General features: G+C 51.4%; 15 protein-coding genes. 11 read left to right on the forward strand and 4 right to left on the reverse strand.

Translation table 11 applies throughout. The annotated features are described in order from the left end of the window. Nucleotides 1–69: 69 nt before the first annotated feature. Both ACO0LI_RS01785 and ACO0LI_RS01790 read left to right on the forward strand, forming a co-directional pair. Complete coding sequence (locus ACO0LI_RS01785) at nt 70–1,575, forward strand: PPC domain-containing protein (protein WP_423030369.1); 1,506 nt, start codon at nt 70–72, stop codon at nt 1,573–1,575. Nucleotides 1,576–1,719: 144 nt separating this feature from the next. Further along, the gene (locus ACO0LI_RS01790; protein WP_423030371.1) at nt 1,720–2,028 is read left to right on the forward strand and encodes a single-stranded DNA-binding protein; all 309 of its coding nucleotides are present in this window, start codon (nt 1,720–1,722) and stop codon (nt 2,026–2,028) included. Between the two features lie 108 nt (nt 2,029–2,136). On the opposite strand, the gene ACO0LI_RS01795 is transcribed toward ACO0LI_RS01790, so the two are convergent. Continuing rightward, nucleotides 2,137–2,727, reverse strand: coding sequence for a DUF938 domain-containing protein (locus tag ACO0LI_RS01795; protein ID WP_423030373.1), 591 nt, complete (start codon nt 2,725–2,727; stop codon nt 2,137–2,139). 360 nt (nt 2,728–3,087) lie between these two features. Here ACO0LI_RS01795 and ACO0LI_RS01800 point away from each other — a divergent pair, with 360 nt between their 5' ends. The 3 genes from ACO0LI_RS01800 to ACO0LI_RS01810 all read left to right on the forward strand — a co-directional run bounded on the left by ACO0LI_RS01800 (nt 3,088) and on the right by ACO0LI_RS01810 (nt 7,243). Further along, a complete protein-coding gene (locus ACO0LI_RS01800; RefSeq protein WP_423030375.1) occupies nt 3,088–3,843 on the forward strand; it encodes a substrate-binding periplasmic protein in 756 nt (251 codons plus the stop codon). Between the two features lie 274 nt (nt 3,844–4,117). Next, complete coding sequence (locus tag ACO0LI_RS01805) at nt 4,118–5,692, forward strand: DUF4139 domain-containing protein (protein WP_423030377.1); 1,575 nt, start codon at nt 4,118–4,120, stop codon at nt 5,690–5,692. Nucleotides 5,693–6,121: 429 nt separating this feature from the next. Further along, nucleotides 6,122–7,243: a hypothetical protein gene (locus tag ACO0LI_RS01810; protein ID WP_423030379.1), complete on the forward strand. Its 1,122-nt coding sequence runs from the start codon at nt 6,122–6,124 to the stop codon at nt 7,241–7,243. A 97-nt stretch (nt 7,244–7,340) separates the two neighbouring features. Here the strand turns inward: ACO0LI_RS01810 and ACO0LI_RS01815 are convergent, their stop codons facing one another. Then, nucleotides 7,341–7,964: a LysE family translocator gene (locus ACO0LI_RS01815; protein WP_423030381.1), complete on the reverse strand. Its 624-nt coding sequence runs from the start codon at nt 7,962–7,964 to the stop codon at nt 7,341–7,343. 131 nt (nt 7,965–8,095) lie between these two features. Between ACO0LI_RS01815 and ACO0LI_RS01820 the strand changes: the two genes are divergently transcribed. Beyond that, the gene (locus ACO0LI_RS01820) at nt 8,096–8,545 is read left to right on the forward strand and encodes an Lrp/AsnC family transcriptional regulator (RefSeq protein WP_423030383.1); all 450 of its coding nucleotides are present in this window, start codon (nt 8,096–8,098) and stop codon (nt 8,543–8,545) included. A 572-nt stretch (nt 8,546–9,117) separates the two neighbouring features. Next, nucleotides 9,118–9,813 carry a flavin reductase family protein gene (locus ACO0LI_RS01825; RefSeq protein WP_423030385.1) on the forward strand — a complete coding sequence of 232 codons (696 nt, stop codon included), beginning with the start codon at nt 9,118–9,120 and terminating at the stop codon, nt 9,811–9,813. Here ACO0LI_RS01825 and ACO0LI_RS01830 read toward each other — a convergent pair. Beyond that, nucleotides 9,810–11,027 (reverse strand): hypothetical protein, encoded by a 1,218-nt coding sequence (locus ACO0LI_RS01830; protein ID WP_423030387.1) that lies wholly within the window; start codon nt 11,025–11,027, stop codon nt 9,810–9,812. The two genes, ACO0LI_RS01825 and ACO0LI_RS01830, sit on opposite strands and share 4 nt — an antisense overlap. A gap of 317 nt (nt 11,028–11,344) precedes the next feature. Here ACO0LI_RS01830 and ACO0LI_RS01835 point away from each other — a divergent pair, with 317 nt between their 5' ends. After that, on the forward strand, nt 11,345–13,333 hold the full coding sequence (locus ACO0LI_RS01835; protein WP_423030389.1) for an OPT family oligopeptide transporter: 1,989 nt from the start codon (nt 11,345–11,347) through the stop codon (nt 13,331–13,333). 165 nt (nt 13,334–13,498) lie between these two features. Here ACO0LI_RS01835 and ACO0LI_RS01840 read toward each other — a convergent pair whose 3' ends face one another. Further along, complete coding sequence (locus tag ACO0LI_RS01840) at nt 13,499–14,146, reverse strand: TetR/AcrR family transcriptional regulator (RefSeq protein ID WP_423030391.1); 648 nt, start codon at nt 14,144–14,146, stop codon at nt 13,499–13,501. Nucleotides 14,147–14,245: 99 nt separating this feature from the next. Between ACO0LI_RS01840 and ACO0LI_RS01845 the strand changes: the two genes are divergently transcribed. From ACO0LI_RS01845 to ACO0LI_RS01855, 3 genes are all read left to right on the forward strand, one after another. After that, the gene (locus ACO0LI_RS01845) at nt 14,246–15,226 is read left to right on the forward strand and encodes an alpha/beta fold hydrolase (protein WP_423030393.1); all 981 of its coding nucleotides are present in this window, start codon (nt 14,246–14,248) and stop codon (nt 15,224–15,226) included. A gap of 143 nt (nt 15,227–15,369) precedes the next feature. After that, the gene (locus tag ACO0LI_RS01850) at nt 15,370–17,733 is read left to right on the forward strand and encodes a DUF6600 domain-containing protein (RefSeq protein WP_423030395.1); all 2,364 of its coding nucleotides are present in this window, start codon (nt 15,370–15,372) and stop codon (nt 17,731–17,733) included. Nucleotides 17,734–18,060: 327 nt separating this feature from the next. Further along, a complete protein-coding gene (locus ACO0LI_RS01855) occupies nt 18,061–19,452 on the forward strand; it encodes an MBL fold metallo-hydrolase (protein ID WP_423030397.1) in 1,392 nt (463 codons plus the stop codon). Nucleotides 19,453–19,486 lie beyond the last annotated feature (34 nt).

The following is a 19,486-nucleotide window of genomic DNA, read 5'->3' on the forward strand; positions in this document are numbered from 1 at the left end:
CAACAAATCATCAAACCATCAGCTTGCATGTATCTGACTCATTCCACTTCAAAACCACGAAAGACCCGCATGAAATTCAAAAATTTGGCCTCGCTCCTTTGCGTTGCTGGCGCTGCACTGCTATCACAAACAGCTCAAGCTGAAGCGGTTGGAGATGCCATTATTGTCAATACCTATTTGCCCGGCAATCAATTGATGGTAAGTGTTACGGCAAATCCTACCGGTGAAAAAGTGGTGTTATGGCGGGATGAAACACAAAGCACCTACTATGTACAACGCGTTGATACGGCAGGCATACTCTCGCCAAACAAGATACTGCTGCAGCTAGAACGGGCTTATGGCATCAAGACAACCCGCTCCGGGAATTTTGCAGTCATGTCCCAATCGCAAAGTGTTCCCCAACCCGGCTATTTTGTTAACCTGTATGACCGCAACGGCAGCCTGGTTACCTCGCCTATACGCTTCAGCTCCTTTGCAAATGCGGGTGGTGCTGTTGGCATGGCATCCAATGGCAGTTTCGCCGTACTGTACTCTGAATATGCGGGCTCTAATTCCACATTATTTTTAAAACGCTACACGGCAACCGGCGCGCAGATTGGTAATGCCATTACTGTTGCCCAATCCACCAATGGAGCATATTTAGGCGGAAGTGATTTAGCCATTGACGAAAGCGGTAACATCACCGTCACCTGGATGAATATACTTTCTTCTGTGCCCGATGTATGGATACGCCGGTTTAACGCTTCCGGTTCGCCCATTACAGCACCCGCGACTGTGCACTTGAATACATTGGGTACGCAAACAGGTGGGCAAATTGCGATGAACAGTTCAGGAAGTTTTATCGTTACCTGGAACGACAACCAGCCAAATACCAGCATCTGGAATTCTTATATACAAAGATATAATGAATACGGCAATCCAGTGAATGACGCAATTCGGGTCAACACGACCGCCTTGCCAAGAGAACCGTCGTTCTCTGCAGCAATGATGGATGATGGCAGCTTCGTTGCAGCCTGGAATACCGACGATGAACTCGCAGTACCGGCTTCCAAGGCAGCCATCAAAGCCAAGCAATTCAAGAGTGACGGCACACCAGTTGCCGATGAATTTTTTGTCAGCACACCGAATGGTGATGGTTCAGCAGCAAGTAAAGTAGCAATGGACCTGGCTGGTAATTTTTTGGTTGGCTGGCATAGCGCCAATGCAAGTACTGGCTATGATGCGAAAATACGCGCTTTTAAAATGGATACCCTGCCACCTACGCAGGTATTGATCAATGGCCAAACCGTGCAAGGCATTTCTGGTGCAACGGGTAGCTGGAAATATTTCAAAATCACTGTTCCAGCTGGCAAAAGTAATCTCAGTGTAAATATGAATAGCACGCAAACTGGCGATGGCGATGTGTATTTTCGCCGGGGTGGCTATCCGACACTAAACAAATGGGACATTCGCCCAAATCTGAATGGCAATAATGAATCTTTCACCGTTGGCACGCCGCCAGCTGGAGATTTTTATATTGCTATTTATGGATATGCTGCATATACGTCGAACAATCTGACCGTCAGTTACTGGTAACAAGCGCAAGGTAAGGCAGGTATTAAATTTCATTATCACTGGATTGCCAGACCAAGTGCAATCCAGTGACTTGTATAGCCGGTCAAACGCGTGTATGTTCGCGGGAAAAGCATAAACTCGCCAACATACACGAAAGAAACATTCATGATAGACGCACTCATCGCCGGACGCATTTACGGACAGGTTGAAGAACGCTCAGGACAAAATGGCTCTGTCTATGTAACCTGCAAGGTACGTGCCGCGACGGATGATGGTGAGTTCATCATCTGCAATGTGATTGCCTTCAACGACGCAACACGCAATACTTTGCTTGGCCTGGGTGATGGTGACAGCCTGTCATTGTCGGGGGCGTTGACACCCAAGGTGTGGACAGACAAACAAGGCAAGGCCAGACCAGCGCTGGATTTGATTGCGCATGCTGTGATCACGGCGCATTTGAATACGGCCGAATAATCATTGCCACGCAGTAGGGTGCGCCATGCGCACCGATACAGCAAAGTTTAATTTCGAAAGATGGTGCGCACGGCGCAACCTGCTGCCGATTTTTCTATAAACCCGCAGCTACTTCATCAACACCAGCAAACGATTATTGGCTGGCATGGCAATGTCTTGCTGCAGTTGCATGTCATGCTGATTCGCCAGTGCAATGATCTTTTCAATGTCGCGTATGCCCATGTGCGTAGCCTGTTGCCTCAGGGAGGCATCAAACTGCTGGTTGCTTTCGCTGGTAAATTCACCTGCATAATTAAAGGGGCCGTAGATAAGAAACAGGCCTCCGCTATTCAGCAAAGCTGATACACCTGCAAACATGAGTTCAACTTCTTCCCATGCCATGATGTGGCAGGTATTGGCGGTATAAACGGCATCAAACTGGTTTTGTGGCCAGGGGCTGATACCGATATTCAATTCGAGTGGCGGCAAGAGGTTGGGCAAAGCGGCTTCTGCCATCCAGGCGATGATGCTGGGATGGTATTCCTGCCTGTCGCTGGTTTGCCATTGCAGATGGGTCAGTTGCCGGGCGAAGCTCACCGCATGCTGGCCAGTGCCGCTACCTATCTCCAGCAGGGTGTGGCTGCCACGCAGAAGCGGTTCTATGGTTTGCAGGATAGGTGCGCTGTTTCTTTCGCAGGCAGCGGAAAACAATTTACTCATAAGGCTACTTTCATGTGGCGATGGCTTATTGTGATGTTTGTTGTGACGCTTACTGCGACACTTATTGCAAGCCCAACAGTATAGGGCGTGTGCTTGAAAAATGTATCAGGATATTTTTTAGACAACATTAAGCATGTTGCCATCGCTTGCAAATTCCTCAAAGTGTATTTTTCCATTCCATTTTTTCAAAGCTTGACATTTCAAAAGCATCATTTTTTCAGACAAGTGGTATGCTGAAAACCCACTGGAACAGCCTTGCAGTCCACTGTGTTTGCCAGTGTTGACAGGTATTTTCGATGGTGACAAATGTTGAATCGCTACCTCCCTGCTTGCCTGCTGCCATTTTGCCTTGTTTGCGATATGGTGACAGCTGCTCCCAAATGCCCGTCACAGCCAGTTAAACTGGATTTTATAGAACTGGGCATTTATTTCAAATCCGAGCGCGGCATCGCTGCGGGCAATGGTATAGACCGCGATCTGGTAGATGAACTCAGCAGGCGCAGCGGTTGTGTTTTCGATGCCAAAGTGCAGCCGCGTGCACGCACCTGGATAGAATTAAAAGCTGGCCGCATCGACATGATGACAGCTACACTGAGTGCTCCTGAACGTGAAGAGCAGCTATGGTTATTCCCTTACGTGCGCAGCCACCATATCATTTTGCTGGGGCCATCAGCACCAACTACCTTGCATACCCTGGAGCAGTTCCAGGCAGCCCGTTCACTTAAATTTGGTGTTATCAGGGGCTTCGTACACAGTCCCTTTTATGATCCCCTGATCGCTGCCTGGACACAGGAAAACAGGGTCAGGGTATATGCCGATGAGGCGCATCTGATCAATGCCTTGATGCAGGGTGAAGTTGCGGCAGTCACTACTTATCCTGGTGTATTCCAGTTTTACATCAATGCCAGGGTCAATCCCAATTCTGTGCGCATGGCAGACTGGGACAAGAGCAATCTGCAAGCTGTGGGTAATTTGGGTATCAGCAAAGCGCGCTTTAGCCATGCCGAAGCACATGAATGGGGAATGCTGATCAAGGCGATACAGCAGGATGGCACTTTACTCAAAATCTATCGCAAATATGTGGGCGCGCATGAGGCGCAGAATATGTTGCCTTGAAACGCTCTCCCGCACAAACGGGCTTGATCCGCTTTCATCATATCTCGCCGTTCCCCAGAATATCCACGCAAGCCTGCACGGGCCAGGGTTCCTATGAGCTGATGCAACTCTGATCATCATTTGAAACTGACCGATAGTGATATAGCAAAACATGAGGCAAGCGGCTTGAAGCAGACTAAGCCGCAATCAGTCGATTTTGCCAATTGCATAATTAATGCGATACTTGCACAAACCATCATCAATGAAGATCGATCGCATCTCATCAGGAATATCCATGCAAAAGAAAATGCTCATCCTCGCCGCCTTGTTGCCACAACTTGCACTGGCACAAAACCCTGCAAATTCAAAGATCAGCAACGTCCTGGTCTATCCTGGCGGTGCCAACGTCGAAAGAGTGGCCAGGGTGGCGGCTGGCGCCAGGGAGTTGAAGCTCAATTGTCTGTCCGCCCGCTTTGATGTCGATTCCCTCAAGGTGCAGGCAGATGCTGGCATACAGGTAGGTGACGTCAGCGTGCAAACTGTAGACAGGGCGCGTGCGCCGGAATGTGCCAACACTGGCCTGGATTTGCGCATACGTGAGCTGCAGGAACAAAAAGCCAGCATCAGTGCAGAGGGTGAAGCGCAAGAACTGGTGATAGGCTATCTGAAAAGCTTTGGCAATGAAAAGTCGGGCAGCAATACGGCGCTGGTCACTACCGCAGAACAATTACGCCGCACCGGGCAAGATGCCTTGCAACGCCGCCTGAGTGCACAAAAACGCTTGAATGATCTCGACTTGCAATTGACACCCCTGCTGGCAGAACAACGCAGGCAATTCCAGGCCAACCCACAAGTACGCAGCGTGCAAATTCGCCTGGCTGCACAAAACGAAGGTGAAGTGAAACTCTCTTATCGTTTAAGCCAGGCGGGCTGGACGCCGGTATATCGCGCCTATCTGGACACCGTCAAATCACAGGTGAGGCTGGAGCGCCATGCCCAGGTTGCCCAGAATAGTGGTGAAGACTGGAACGGTATCAACCTCAAGCTATCGACCTCACAGCCTGATCAGGCCAGCCAGCTGTACCCACCTTCACCATGGACGCTGAGCATCATCCCGCCTTTGCCTAAAGAAACGCACCGCGTGCAGCCTATGATGATGGCACCGCCTGCTCCTGCTGTTATGGCTGTTGCCGCTCCGGGTGATTATAGAGGAGCCGAGATGCCCAGTTTTGATGTCAGCGTATTCCAGAGTGAATATGCAGCAGAATTCCAGGTGCCAGGCAAAATCAGCCTGAACAGCGATGGCCAGAAAACCGGTTTTGTGTTGGGCAGCCAGATCATTGATGCGCAAGTGCTGGTGCGCGTGCAACCCAAACAGGAAGCCCAGGCTTACCTGCTGGCGAATGCTGCCCGCCCTGCTGGCTCATGGCCAAGCGGTAATCTGCAGTTATACCGCGACAATGATTTTATCGGCCAAAGCCAACTGGCTTTTGGCAGCCAGGAAAAACTGGAACTCTTATTTGGCCGCGACAATATGGTCAGGGTAGAAGTGGAACCAGAGCTGCGTGATGATGCGAACAAGGGTTTCATCAACAGCCGCATAGAAAAGAAATATACCAACTCCTATATCATAGAAAACAATCACAAGACTGCGGTCACACTGCAGGTACTGGAAGGCTCACCAGTGGCGCGCCATGAAGACATCAAGGTCGAGACGAAGTTTACGCCTGAGGCAACGCAAAGCGTCTGGAACAAACAACCCGGCATCATCGCCTGGCAATTGCCGCTAGATGCTGGCAAGAAATTGAAACTCAGGGCCGATTATACGATCAACTATCCCAAGGATGCGATGGTGAATGGTTTGCGTTGAAGCCTCGTGACATCGACATTGAGTTGATCCAGCTATCGTTCAAATAATTTGCATATTCGCATGACTATATCAAATCGCCTCAGCCAGTTTTTCATGCCAAAGAGTCCTGTAGTATTGACGCCCGCACTCCGGTCAAGTATCGCTGCTGGCACCGATTATTACTCTTTGGAAAATCCGGAATTTTATGAAATTTTCCTCGACTGGCGCACCGGTGTATCTGTTAGCGACGAAAAGATATCAAGCCTTTCTGTCCTGACTGCAGAACGTCATCTGCATCACAGAAATGGTTATGTGCGTGAATTCTGCTTGCGTGTACTGATCGTACATGAACGATTTTCTGCCTTCAGGATCATTATTGCCCGGCTAAATGACTATGCTACGGAGGTACGTGACCTGGCAGAAGCTACCGTACACGACTGGATAAACATTTTGCCTGCAGAAGACATAATTGCAGCCTTGCCGGATATCTATGCACTACAAAAGCAAAGCAGAAGCAATGCTCAACAAGTGATGGAGCAGGTATTGGTAAGATTGGCAGCGCCACAATGTCATGCGCTCATTCTGGAGGGAATCAGTTCACGGGATCACAAAATTCGCGCTCTGTGCTGGCAACTGGCACTGAATGTATTTCACTGGGGCCCGATGGAAAAGATCGTACGGGCAATCGACAGCATGGATGCCCTGTTGGGACAATTTGTAAGTGCCGATGTCATAAACCTGACGGATTCCGAGGTTTTAGAATTGTATGCCCGCTGGACAAACATTAAAGTCATGCAATTAAGACGTGCCATCTTATTAGTAGTAAAACTGCGTCAACTACGCCCCGACGATGAATTGTTCGTTCTGGCGCTATGGGATAACAGCTATACCATACGTAATCTGGCACGCGGCTGGGCTGGTGCACAAGCAAAAAAACTGACTGCTGAATATCAGCACATGCTGGCCAATACCAGCTCCATACGCAAGAAACTATTCTCTCTGGAAGGTATACGCCTGCAAAAATCCGCTGCAATGCTGGATGTTTGTTTAGGTCTTTTACGTGATGAAAATGCGGGAATACGCAAATCTGCCTTGCTTACCTTATGCAAAATAAATCCAGAAAAACTGCCTGAGTATGTACACGATTGCATTTATGATCCATCAATAATCGTGGTCAAGGAATGCATGAAAATTTGCATAACTACGGGAGATTTACTGCAATTTTCTGCCTTGGAACAAGTTGCAAAAAACAGAAAAACTGAACTGATTTTTTTCAGGCAGATAATTGAATATGCTACACATACGATACCGTGGCATGGTTTACATATTGTGTCATTGACTGAACTGGCAGACCATGAGGTGCAGTCAACTATTCGGCAAAGCCTGCGTTCTTTCCTGGCACATTGGTCCAGACGTGTTATTTATGGAAATCCCACGCCCTTGCAATTTAAAACAATTTCGTCCTGGCTCAGCAACGAAAAACTTGATGCCATGGGTCGTTCAGGCAGCGAATTACGCTTCATTTTTGATGCCGAAGTAAATAGGCAGACAAAACTCGCCAAGGATATTTAAAATCTGATATCTGTAGAAAAAATTCTTATGCCAGAGTTAAGTGACGATTTTCATTTAAGCAGGTAGTTTGAGCTGAAATCGGGTCGCCAGAAACATGTCATACTCCGGCACGCAAACCCCAAATTTGCCATGCCGCGAACCCCAGCAATAAACACCCGCCATTGCGGTTAATCCGCATCATTGTCGTGGTGCTGATTTTCTTGCGTATCAATGCGACTCCACCGCTCAAGATCAGCCACCACAAGGCTGATCCCAAGAATACGCCTGCGACCATGAAAGCGGCGGCAGAAGGATGCACGGCAACCGGGCCAGCGATGCTGGCAAACACCGCAATGAAAGACACGATGGTCATGGGGTTGGTGATGGTCAGCATGAAGATGGATAAAAATGTGTTGATAGCAGTTTGCTTGTTTGCGACATCCTGATCCACAAGCTGCGCTTTGCTCAATAGCAGTTTGCCACCCATCCATGCAAGGAACACGGCTCCCGCTATTGCCAATGGTGTACTCAGCGCCACAAAATAATCGGTGATGGCTACCATGCCGAATGCCCCTATCGCACCATACACCGCATCAGCACAGGCTGCACCCATGCCACTGACAAAACCGGTACGCATGCCATATGCCAGCGTACGCTGTATGCACAGCAAGCCTATGGGGCCGACTGGCGCGGCAATCGACAGGCCTATCAGCACCGCCTTGAAAAATAAATCCCATTCCATGTCTGCACCCGAATCAAAAAGAAGATAGCTCCAGTATGAAGATTTGAATGAGTGATTAACATGGAATAATTCAGGTAAAACTGCTACATTGCCTTCATAATTCTTGCGCATCCTCATCTGGACTTAAAATCATGGATATCGACGCCAAAGCCTGGAAAATCCTGGCTGCCCTGCAACGCGACGCCCGCATTTCATTGAAGGCACTCGCTGATGAAACCGGTTTATCTCTGCCCGCCACGTCAGAGAGAGTCAAGCGCCTGGAAGAAGCGGGTGTCATCAAAGGCTATCGCGCTGAAGTGCATGCCGAAGCAATCGGCCTGCAAGTGCAGGCTGTTATTGGCATCACCGTCCCCCAACCACAAAAAGCCAGCCTCATTGCTCATCTCAAGTCTTTGCCTGAAGTGCTGGAGTGCCTGCATGTGACGGGGCAGGATTCTTTTTTGTTGCGGGTTGCTACCAGGGACTTGCGGCATCTGGAAAACTTTGTCGGAAATATTAATCATTATGGTGAGACGCGTACGTCCATCATCATGTCGGCGCCTATACCTTTGCGGGCTTTGATGCCGGTGGAGAGTAAATAACCCCATTTGGCTGTAAGAGAAATGCGCGTCGTATTGACGTTGCTGTTGGGGTTGACTTTGCTTTTGACTTTCCGCAGTTCCCCATGTGTCGACGCCGTTTGTGCAGTACAGAAAATGGAAAAAGAAGGACCGCTGTTTGAGCCGAAGGCGAGTTTCGGGCCTTCCCATTTTTTGTACTGCACAAACGGGAACCCCCTTCAGGGGGCGACGACGCCTGGGTCGCCTTTTTGGCCCACCTTTTTTGGCGAGACAAAAAGGTGGGTAGCTGCCGGTCTACCACCGGCCGGCAATCTTAAAACACGTGTGATGGCATTTCAAAATCCAGCTCGCAAAACTATACTATTCTGGCATTAATAAACTTCGCAGCATGCAAAGAACGCCACTGTATTCCAGCTAACCTCACGCTGGAATGACGTTAAGTAAATTGCCGATGATTCACAAGCTATTCACCCAGGACAGGCCTGCCATTCAAATCAAAATCCCCCGTCCGTTTCCAGCCAGCCCAAACAATTAACACCCCGCATACTCCCTCCATCGAATCAAACATCGAACAACCCACATGCGAGGACACCATGCACATCAGCAGCGAATCCGCCATACTCTATTTCGGCACCCCTGTCATCCTGGTCAGCACCGTCAATGAAGATGGCAGTTTTAATCTGGCCCCTATCTCATCCATTTTTTGGCTGGGCTGGCGTGCCGTCATCGGTGTAGGGTCAAGCTCACAAACTGCCCGCAACCTGAAAAGAAACGGCCATTGCGTACTCAATCTCGCCTCCGTCAATGAAGTAGCCGCTGTCAACAAACTCGCACTGACGACAGGCTCGGATGCGATGTCGCCCTGGAAGGCAGCGCGCGGTTACCGGCTGGAGAGAAATAAATTTGAGCTGGCGGGCCTGACGCCGCAAACATCAGAAACAGTGACAGCGGCGCGGGTACAGGAATGCCTGGTGCAGCAAGAATGTACAGTCGCAGCCATGCATGGCATTGCGGAAGACGAAGCCATGCTCAAGGGTGGCATACTGACTTTCGAATTGCGCATACAACGCCTGCATGTCGACGCATCGCTACTGCTGGATGGCAATCCTGACCGCATAGACCCGGACAAATGGAAACCGCTGATCATGAGCTTCCAGAAATTCTATGGGCTCAATGATCAGCAAGTACATGCATCGACCCTGGCTACGATACCGGAAAAAGCTTACCGCAGTCCGGATGTCGATAAGGCCCGTCAGATAAGCAAGATAACTGCGCTGTCAGAGAGTTAGACTTTCATCATCGATGCGGTGCGGGGCTTGGACAAGAGCTCGGCAAAGACTTGCCAGCGGCTTTGTTCATCGCCCGGCATGGCGAGTTTTTCTACATAGGCCTTGGTCATATCCTGGCCAAGGTTGTAGTTGATGACGTAAGACCTGTGCTTTTCCATGAAGCGCAGGCGTTGCCGCGATCTGGCTTCGTCTGACATGGCGTATTTCATCAGCATGGCGACGGCGGCTTCGGTGTCTATATCACCATCAAGATACAGCTTGGCGACCATATTGCCAGCGTAAGTCAGCTTTTGCAGGACTGCCTGCACCTGGTAATAATGTTCAACTTTGGCCGGGTCTATGCCAGCCAGCGGGAACAGGACGTCTTTTTCAAAGGCCATGCGCTCTGCATGCGGGAAGGCGACTTCTATGCCGTAGTTGGCACTACCCTCGGCCAGGAAGGACATCGGTGAGTAGAGGGGATAGATGCTGTACTCCACCCAGGCATTGTCATTGACCAGGTGTTTTTCTATGAGCAGATTAAAGACATGGTGACCGGGGTATCCCTCATGGCTGGCCAGGTCTATCGCGCGGCTGATGAACATGGGGAAGTCGGTATTGACCTGTATCAGGCTATAGCTATTGCCCTTGTACCAGTTGTAGGCACTCCAGACCTGGTCCTTGACATATTCAATCTCGAAATTTTCTTCTTCCGGCAGGCTGATGTATTTCCTGGTGCGGGCGCGGGATTCATTGATGGCAGCTTTGAACACGACATCAAGCTTGTCTTGCGGGATTTCAAATTGCTTGGCGTACGCAGAGAGGCGCGTATTCAAATCAGCTTCGCCCGGCAATAACTGGCTCAGTTCAGCCAGGATGGGGTCGAAATCTGCCGGGCTCAGTTCAGGTGAGCGGGCATCGTACAAGGCTTGCGATTCATCATCGAAAGACAGCTTATGGCCTGCCAGATGAGCGATGTAGGTGCGCACGGCGGCGACATGCAGGCGTAAAAAGTCCTGACGCAGTTCTTGCCCTGCCTCTGCAGGTGGCAAGGCTTGTGCCTGTGCTGTCAGTTCATCTGCCTGCTGCAGCAAGTCTGCCAGCGGTAGTTTTTGCGAGGCTGCCTGCCATTCTGCCGGGCCGTAATAGGCATCGACATAGCCGGGATCATGCTGGCCTGCGGCCAGGACGAGTTTTACATAGGCTTCTGCCACCTGGTTCAGTGTCAAAGTCATAAAGCAATCTCCGCATGTATTTATAGAAATATTGTTGCCAGCATTTTACTGCTGTTGGACACCTCTGACTTGCTCAAGTTCAGGCTGATTTCATCAGCGCAGTGCACAAAAATTGACATGATCTTCAGCTAACACTATATTGCGCTACCGCCTGAGCTCATCCTTACAAAAATTGAGCCATGGCGTGACACTGAGGATAGGTATGCGGCCCACGAGGCAGCAGATCATAATCAGGGCTTACGCAAAATTGTTATTGCCAGTCTTTGCTGTGCAGTCGGGGTGGTTTTGCGTAAGTCCTCAATAAAAATGGAGGATACATGGCTCTGCAACAGCTGGATGATGAACAGATACGCACCTGGACACGACGACAGAAGGATCAGTGGTGGTTTGACAATATCTACCGCAAGGACATGGCGCAGCTCACCCTGCGCTCTGCCCTGACAGGTTTCTTGCTAGGTGGCATACTGGCCGCCACGGCGCTGTATATCGGTGCCAAGACAGGTATAGGCATAGGTGTTGGCCTGACTTCAGTGATTTTGTCGTTTGCCATTTTCAAGATCTTGCATAGCATGGGCATCACTGCCGACTACAGCATACTGGAAAACAACCTCACGCAATCGGTCGCCACTGCTGCTGGCTACATGGTCAACCCCATGATTTCCAGTCTGGCGGCGTATATGCTGATCACCGGCAAGATCATCCCCTGGTGGCAGATGCTGATCTGGGTCGTGGTGGTCGCGCTGATCGGTGTGCTGGTCGCCTTCCCGCTGAAGCGCCGCTTTGTCAATGAAGATCAATTGCCTTTCCCGGAAGGCCGCGCCTGTGGCGTGGTACTTGACTCGCTCTACACCGACGGCGCAGGCGGTGGCATCTACAAGGCCAAGCTGCTCGGTTATACCAGCCTGTTTGCCGGTTTGTACCAGATCATCGTCAGCGATGGCTGGATGCGTCTGATCCAGTTCAAGATTTTGCGCATGGACAAATGGGCGGGCATGACAGAAGCCTGGAGCCTGCCTGAGCGCCTGGATGCATATTACTACACGGCAGCCACGAAGTTCCAGTGGTGGATACCCAAGATCATGGGCACGGACATACGCCAACTGGGCCTGCGCCTGAACCTGGACGTTGCGATGTTCGGCGTTGGTGGCCTGATGGGTATACGGGTTGCCAGCAGCGTCATGCTGGGAGCTTTCATCAACTTTGTGATCCTGGCACCTTGGATGATACAAAACGGCGATATCGCTGCGCGCACTTTGCCAAATGGAACGGTAGTGGCTATTTCCCGTACCGAAATCGTCAACCAGTGGGGTTTGTGGTGGGCAGTGACGATGATGGTGGTGGGTTCCATGGTTGGTTTGCTGGCCAAACCTGAGCTGTTCAAGGCGGCCTTCAAATCCATGACTGGCGGCGGCAAGAAAGAAAAAGAGTCCGGCCCCGATCCTTTGAAGGATATCGAAGTACCGCTATGGATTTCTTATGTGGGTGTGCCTATCCTGTGTGCACTGGCTGCGTGGCTGGTGAATACCCTGTTTGGTGTGCCTTACATCATGGCACTCATCGCCTTCCCGCTGATCTTTGTATTGACCATCATCTGTATCAATGCAATGGCGCTGACTTCCTGGGCACCTATCGGTGCGCTGGCCAAGATCACGCAATTCAGCATGGGCGCGATAGACCGCAGCAATCCGGCCAATAACCTGTTGCCAGCCGGTATGACTGCTGACATCGCCTTCAATGCGTCGTCACTGCTGTCTGATATCAAGCCTGGCTATATGCTGGGTGGCAAACCGCGTCACCAGGTGATAGGCCATATTATCGGTATCGTCTCTGGTGCACTGGCTTGCGTGCCGCTGTTCTTTTTGCTGTTCTTGCCACCAGATGCGAATGGCTTGCGCAGTACGGCGACTATCGTCAGTGAGCAATTTGCCTTCCCGTCTGCCTTGCAATGGAAGGGCGTGGCCGAGATCATTGCCAAGGGTGTAAGTGGCTTGCCTATGTCTGCCATCATCGCCATGGCGGTCGCCGGTTTGTGCGCCGTATTCATCGAGGTGACTAATGTCATCACCCGTGGCCGCTTGCCGCTGTCTTCCGTATCCATAGGCCTGGGCGTAGTCTTGCCGCCAGAATCCTGCTTCGCCATGTGGCTGGGCGCCTTGATATTCTGGTACATGGGCAAGCGGAATACAGAAAAAGGCACGAAAGGCCATACTTTCTGGGTAGAGGGTTGTGAGGCTATCAGTGCGGGGTTGATCTCGGGTGCGGCTATCCTGGGGATAGGTAATGCCATTATTAATGTGATGATGTAGTTGCACGGATGAATTTGTAGGTTGGGCGCGTTTGTAGGTTGGGCTACGGTTTACCAGCCCAACACTCGGCGTTTAAATAACGTATACGTTTGCAGAGGCCCAGTGTTGGGCTGATGAAACGTAGCCCAACCTACGAAGCCTCGCCGACCTACGCCCGGTTAAGGTCTATGCCTGCAAATACCTTTGCAACATACCCACCAATTCACTCTTCCCCTGCAACTGAAACTCCACCGGTGCCTGGTCTATCACCAGCCTGTGCGTGAAATGCTCAATCGCATGCACGACAAAATAAGCCTGCATTTGGCGGTCAGCAACAACGACGACATCCGCACGCAAACTCAGGCAGCGAGCCACTTCTTCTATCAAAAACTGTTCAGCCTGCTTCGCAGTCTGCCGCAATTGTGCGGGCAACAAGCCTTCTTCATACAGCAATCTGTGCAAACCCGGATTGTGCTCATGCAGGGCAATCATATGGCCGACGATGTCATGCAATACCGGCTCCAGCGCTTGTGTGGTCGTGCGCAGGGTCTCAAGCAGGCGCATGCTGAGAGCCAGTCCCTCGGCCATGTGCTGCTCGGCCAATGCCGTCAATATCGAATCCTTGTTGGGAAAGTATTGGTAAAGTGAACCTATTGAGACCCCGGCGCGGCTGGCGATACGTGAAGTCGTGCCTGCGGCATAGCCAAATTCATCGAAAATATGAATAGCTGCTTCCAGTATGGCCTGCACGGTGACCTTGGAACGCTGCTGGGAAGGCTGTTTTAATGGATGGGTTATAGGCCGGGTGAGAGGCTGACCACGTGATTTACTCATGGCAATAAGCAGCTTCCGAATGCGAATAGACAATATGAATGATTATTCATATTATAGTCCGACAAACATTGACCGGACTATCGCAGCATGAATATGAATATGAATATGAATCAGGCACGCTCCAGCCAGACTTACTGGCACTGCTATCACGACCCAGCTCTGCTGGCGCGCGTGCTGGCCGTGGCGAAAACCCGCCATCTGCAATCTACGGGAGTGGAGTTGCATATAGACCTGTACCAGCAGGCAGACAACACTGCCCCTGTGCTGATATTGAATCACGGTGGCGGTGGCTATGGCGGCTTGTTTGTTGGCCTGGCCTTGGCTTTTTATGAGCAGGGCTATACCGTCATCGTGCCTGACCAGAAAGGTCAGGGCCGCTCTGGCGGCGCGATGGGTGACTTTACCGTGGCAGAGGCCGTGCAAAACATTGTCGATGTGGCGGCCTGGGCCAGGGCAGAGTTTGCTGGCCCGCTCTACCTCTGCGGTGGCAGCATAGGTGGTGGCCTGACATATGCGGCTACCGCCGCGCTGACACAACAGGGTAAGCCCCCGGTAGCAGCTGTTTGCCTGAACCTGTATGACTTTGGTAACCCAGTCACTGGTCTGGCATTTACCCGCTTTGCGGCCCTGGCAAACATCCCCGGTCTGGCCAAAGCATGCAGAGCCATGAGCGGTCTGCTGGCAAAACTGGCACCACGCATGTGCCTGCCCTACCGCCCGCTGGCGCGCTTTGAAAACATGATGGATGAACGCGACCTGGCAACTGGCTTTTACGCCAAATGGCAGGCTGACCCGTTGACCCTGCGTACAGTGACCGCAAGTTACTTCGCCAGCATGCTCGATACCGCATTTGCGATACCGCTGGAAGCAAATACACAAGTACCGATACTGGTCATCAACCAAAAGCGGGACAAGATGGTCAACCCGCAACTGACACGCGATTGTTACCAGCGCCTGTCAGGTCAAAAAACGTATGCAGAAATTGACTGGGGGCATTTTTCTTTGCAGCCAGAATTTAATGCTGAATTGGTCGCCATGGGTCAGCAGTGGCTGGGCAAGATCAATAATATGGGGATTTAGTCGAACAAAATCAATCACTTGTGCAATGCACAGCAGAAATTTCAAATAATGTGAAATACCTGACATCCAAAACCTCTGCTCGTGCGTTAAGGTAATTATGGAGCGAATTTGCTCACCCACATTACTCGCGCAGGAAGAAATTCATGTCAGCACATACTCAATCGCGTAGCAAACCCTTATTGAAAATAGCCGCCCTGGCTGTAGCGAGCCTGTTTTACTTAGGCGCGGCCCAAGCCCAGGATGAGCCGCCGGGACGTGTTGCCAGGGTCAGTTATTCCTACGGCAATGTCAGTTTTGCAGATGCGGGTAGCAATAGCTGGAGCTCTCTGGTGCAAAATCGCCCCATCTCTACCGGCGACAGCCTGCAAGTACCCTATGCTGGCAGGGCGGAAATGCATGTGGGGCCAAATGCCCTGCGCCTGGCAGAAAACACACGCATGAGTTTCAGCCTGCTCGATGATGACAATACGCAAATCGATCTTAACCAGGGCAGCATGGTGATACGCGTGCGTGAGCTCAACAATAGAGAAAATTTTGACATACGCACCCCCAATCTGGTGTTCTCATTGCAGGAACCTGGCGAATACCGTATCAACGTCAATGACGACAATACCACCACCGTACTGGTGCGGCGTGGTACTGCGATTGCCCGTGGCGAGCGTGATACTGTCACAATAAGACAGGGCGAGCAGTCGCGCTTTTCTGGAGCGAATCTGCAACATACGATGATAGGCTATGTACCGCCGTTGGATACTTTTGACATGTGGGCAGCCGACCGCGACCGTGCAGAAGAAAGTGTAGAAACCGTGCGCTATGTCTCGCGTGAAGTCATAGGCTATGAACAGCTTGACCAATATGGTTCGTGGGAAACCACCAGCGATTATGGCGCAGTCTGGTACCCGCGTCAGGTCAGCGCGACCTGGGCACCTTATCGCGATGGTAGCTGGGTTTGGGTTGCGCCGTGGGGCTGGACCTGGGTAGATCGTGCCCCATGGGGATTTGCGCCTTACCATTATGGCCGCTGGGCCTATGTAGGCACACGCTGGGCCTGGGTGCCAGGACCGCGCCAGCAACATATCCGTCCGGTATATGCACCGGCGCTGGTGGCTTTTGTCGGCGGCAACACTTACATCAATAATTATTATGGTTCCAAACCGGGTTCGCATCCTTCGGTTGCCTGGTTCCCGCTGGGGCCTGGGGAAGTCTATAAACCAGGATATGCCCATAGCAACCAGTATATACAACGCCTGAATCAAAACATGGCGGTCAACAGCACGATCACGAATGCTCGCTTTGTGAACCAGGGCGTGCGTAATGCCGTCACCATCGTCCCCACCAACACCTTTGTACGAGGTGAGCATGTATTGCCAGTATCGAGGAATCCTGTCGCAGCAGTACAAAACCGCCAGGCCCCGGCAGTAGTCACCGAGGCACCGAATATCACACCAGTCAGCAATAACCGCTTTGGTGAAGCACGTCAGGGTAATTTGCGTAACGGTGAACAATTCAGGCAAAGAAATCTGGACATGCCACCGGCACGCAATGCTGGCACCATCACCAACCTGAACCCGAATGAAGCCAGGCCAGTGAACCGCCCGGCAGAAATCAATGGCAACCCACGCGGGCAGAATAATGCAGTCGCAACACCGAATGCACAGCCCAATACGGTGTCGGGCATTATTTCAAATGCAGTCAATACGCCACCTGCCAATGGCAATGGCAATAGCCTTGCACCTGCAAATAACCCGTCTAATCAGGGCATGGGCAATATGAACCGCAGCCCGGAGATACAGGGAAATGCGCCACGCATCTATGGCAATGGTGCACCTAACAATATCAATCAGGGCAATAATGTTTATCAGCGTCCGCAGCTGAATAATCCATCAGCTAATCCACCAGCGGCAACAGTGAATGTGCAGCCCAGTAATAATATCGCACCGAATGTCGCGCCCCCGGTCAATGTTATCAGCAATCCACCTGTGCGCTCGCCTGCCGCGAACGCCCCGGTCAATAATGCGATCATGGGCACGCCCAATCCCGTGAATCAAAACAGGCCAGCTGAAAACAATGACAGGTCATTAAGATATGGCAATGGCATCAACAATAATCCAGCACAGGAAATACGTGTGGAACGCCAGCCGGAGCGTATAGACCGTGGCAATGAAAGACCGGTTGAACGCATGAGGGAAAGACCAGTACCAGTCGCGCCGGTAGAGCGGCCTGTGGAAAGGCCGGTAGAAAGACAGGCTCCGCAACCCATGATACAGCCAGCACCACATCCAGCACCACAACAGGCCCCACGCATGGAACAGAGGATGGAGCCAAGAATGGAACAGAGACAGGCACCGGCACCAGCGATAGTGCATACGCCTGCTCCCGCTCCAGTAGCAGCTCCGGCTCCACGGGCTGCCCCGGCACCAGCGCCTGCTCCAGCACCAAGGGCTGAACCGGCAAAAGAAAAGGATGATGCCCGCAATGCGAAGATGCGTGGTTTGAGTGAACGCTAGAACCTAATACCTCGCAAAAAACCAGCCTGCCCTGTCACAGGGATGACAGGCTGGTTTTTTTCTTCCATCGCTTTTTCTAAAGTTGCTTGAACTGACACGTATGTCTCGCGGCGGACGTGGCAATCGAGATCCTTCCCCTCCTTATTTTCATTCCCATCTTCATTCCTGCATTTCCTTCCTTGTCGTCTCACACTTTACTGTGATGTGACGAAAGCATGCTGCCGAGGTTTGGATTTTTTGAACCAGGCTTGCCGTCTCTTGCCCAAAGCTGTGTGCCACATCAAGGCTGACAGTTTCACTACCTTCACCCAATAAAGAGAGACGACCATGCATGCATCACATAGCTTGCGGCTGATACTGGCTGCTACCGGTATCTGTATTTTGTTTTCTGCCAGCCGCATCATGGCGCAAGACATGCCCTCTGCTTTTGCAATCACGCTGGAGATGCAGGGCGTGCGTTTTGCATCGCACCAGGCCGCAACGCCACAAAATGCGCAGCAAGAAATCAAACTCAAGCAGCAAGTCATATTACAAAAAGATGGACAGTTTCGCACCATCAGTGAATCTGTGTGGCCAGGCAATATACGCTTTCATTTCCTGACGACTGGCAACAAAGACGGTGCGGCAGCGGTGGATTTGCTGCAATGGCGGCAAGGCATAGAGATAGAGCGCGAGACTGCCGCTGAGGCACGCAATGAATATGCCGACCTGCTATTCCTGAGCCCGACACTCTTGCTGGAACTTGGCAGCATGCACATGCCCATCGATTTACCCGGTGCTGAAAATAAAAATTACCAGCAAGTGAATTTCAATGATGCCGCTGGCAGCCCTGCCAGCATGATCATAGAGCGCAGCAGCGGCCAGGTATTGAGTGCAAAAACCGCGGCCTCCACTTATGAATACGCCGATTATGGCAGCACGAAAAATTTCAGGCAGCCCCGCCAGATCACAGTAAAAGACGGTGGGCGACTGGTACTGCAATGGAAGATCAGTGCGGCAGTGGCAGAGCATGTTGATGCCCACAGCTTTGCGCTGCCCGCAACATATATAGAAAAACAGGACAAGGGAGCACTGCGTGCCACCATGATAGCTCCCGGCACTTACCGGGTTGATGGTAGTGAATCTGGCTATCACACGGCTTTCTCGGTCGGTACGCATAGCGTGGCAATCTATGATGCGCCTGTCAGCGCAGCAGAAGCAGCCAAAGTCAGGGCATTGATAGAACAGACAGCTCCTGGCCGCAAGCTGGCCTACCTGGTACTGTCACATAGCCATCGCGACCACATAGCCGGTGCGCCGTCTTATATACAGGATGGCCTGCATATCCTCGCAGGCAAGGATGGCCGCCTGGCCATCGAAAGGCAACTGGGTAAGGCAGTCGCCAGCAAGGTGCAGGAAGTCACCAGCGTGTTTGATATCGACCTCGGTGGCCGCAGCATACGCATTTATCCCATCGCCAGCAGCCATGCATCTGACATGCTGGTAGCTTATGACAAAAGCACCCAGACCCTGTTTCAGGGTGACCTGTTTTACCTGCCTGAAATCGGCCCCATCCCGCCCGTGTTTGACGTAGGTCTGGAACTGGACAGCCTGATCACACAACATCAGTTGCAAGTACAGCAGCTGGTTGGCGTACATGGCCGTAGCGGTAGTTTCACAGAATTTAAAAAGGCACTGGAATTGAGGATGACAGAAAAACCATCTGCGGAAAAAAACTGACGAGCCGCCAGAAATTCAAATTCCATTTGTAGAA

The organism is Undibacterium sp. Tian12W (genome assembly GCF_049339405.1).
GTDB lineage: Bacteria > Pseudomonadota > Gammaproteobacteria > Burkholderiales > Burkholderiaceae_D > Undibacterium.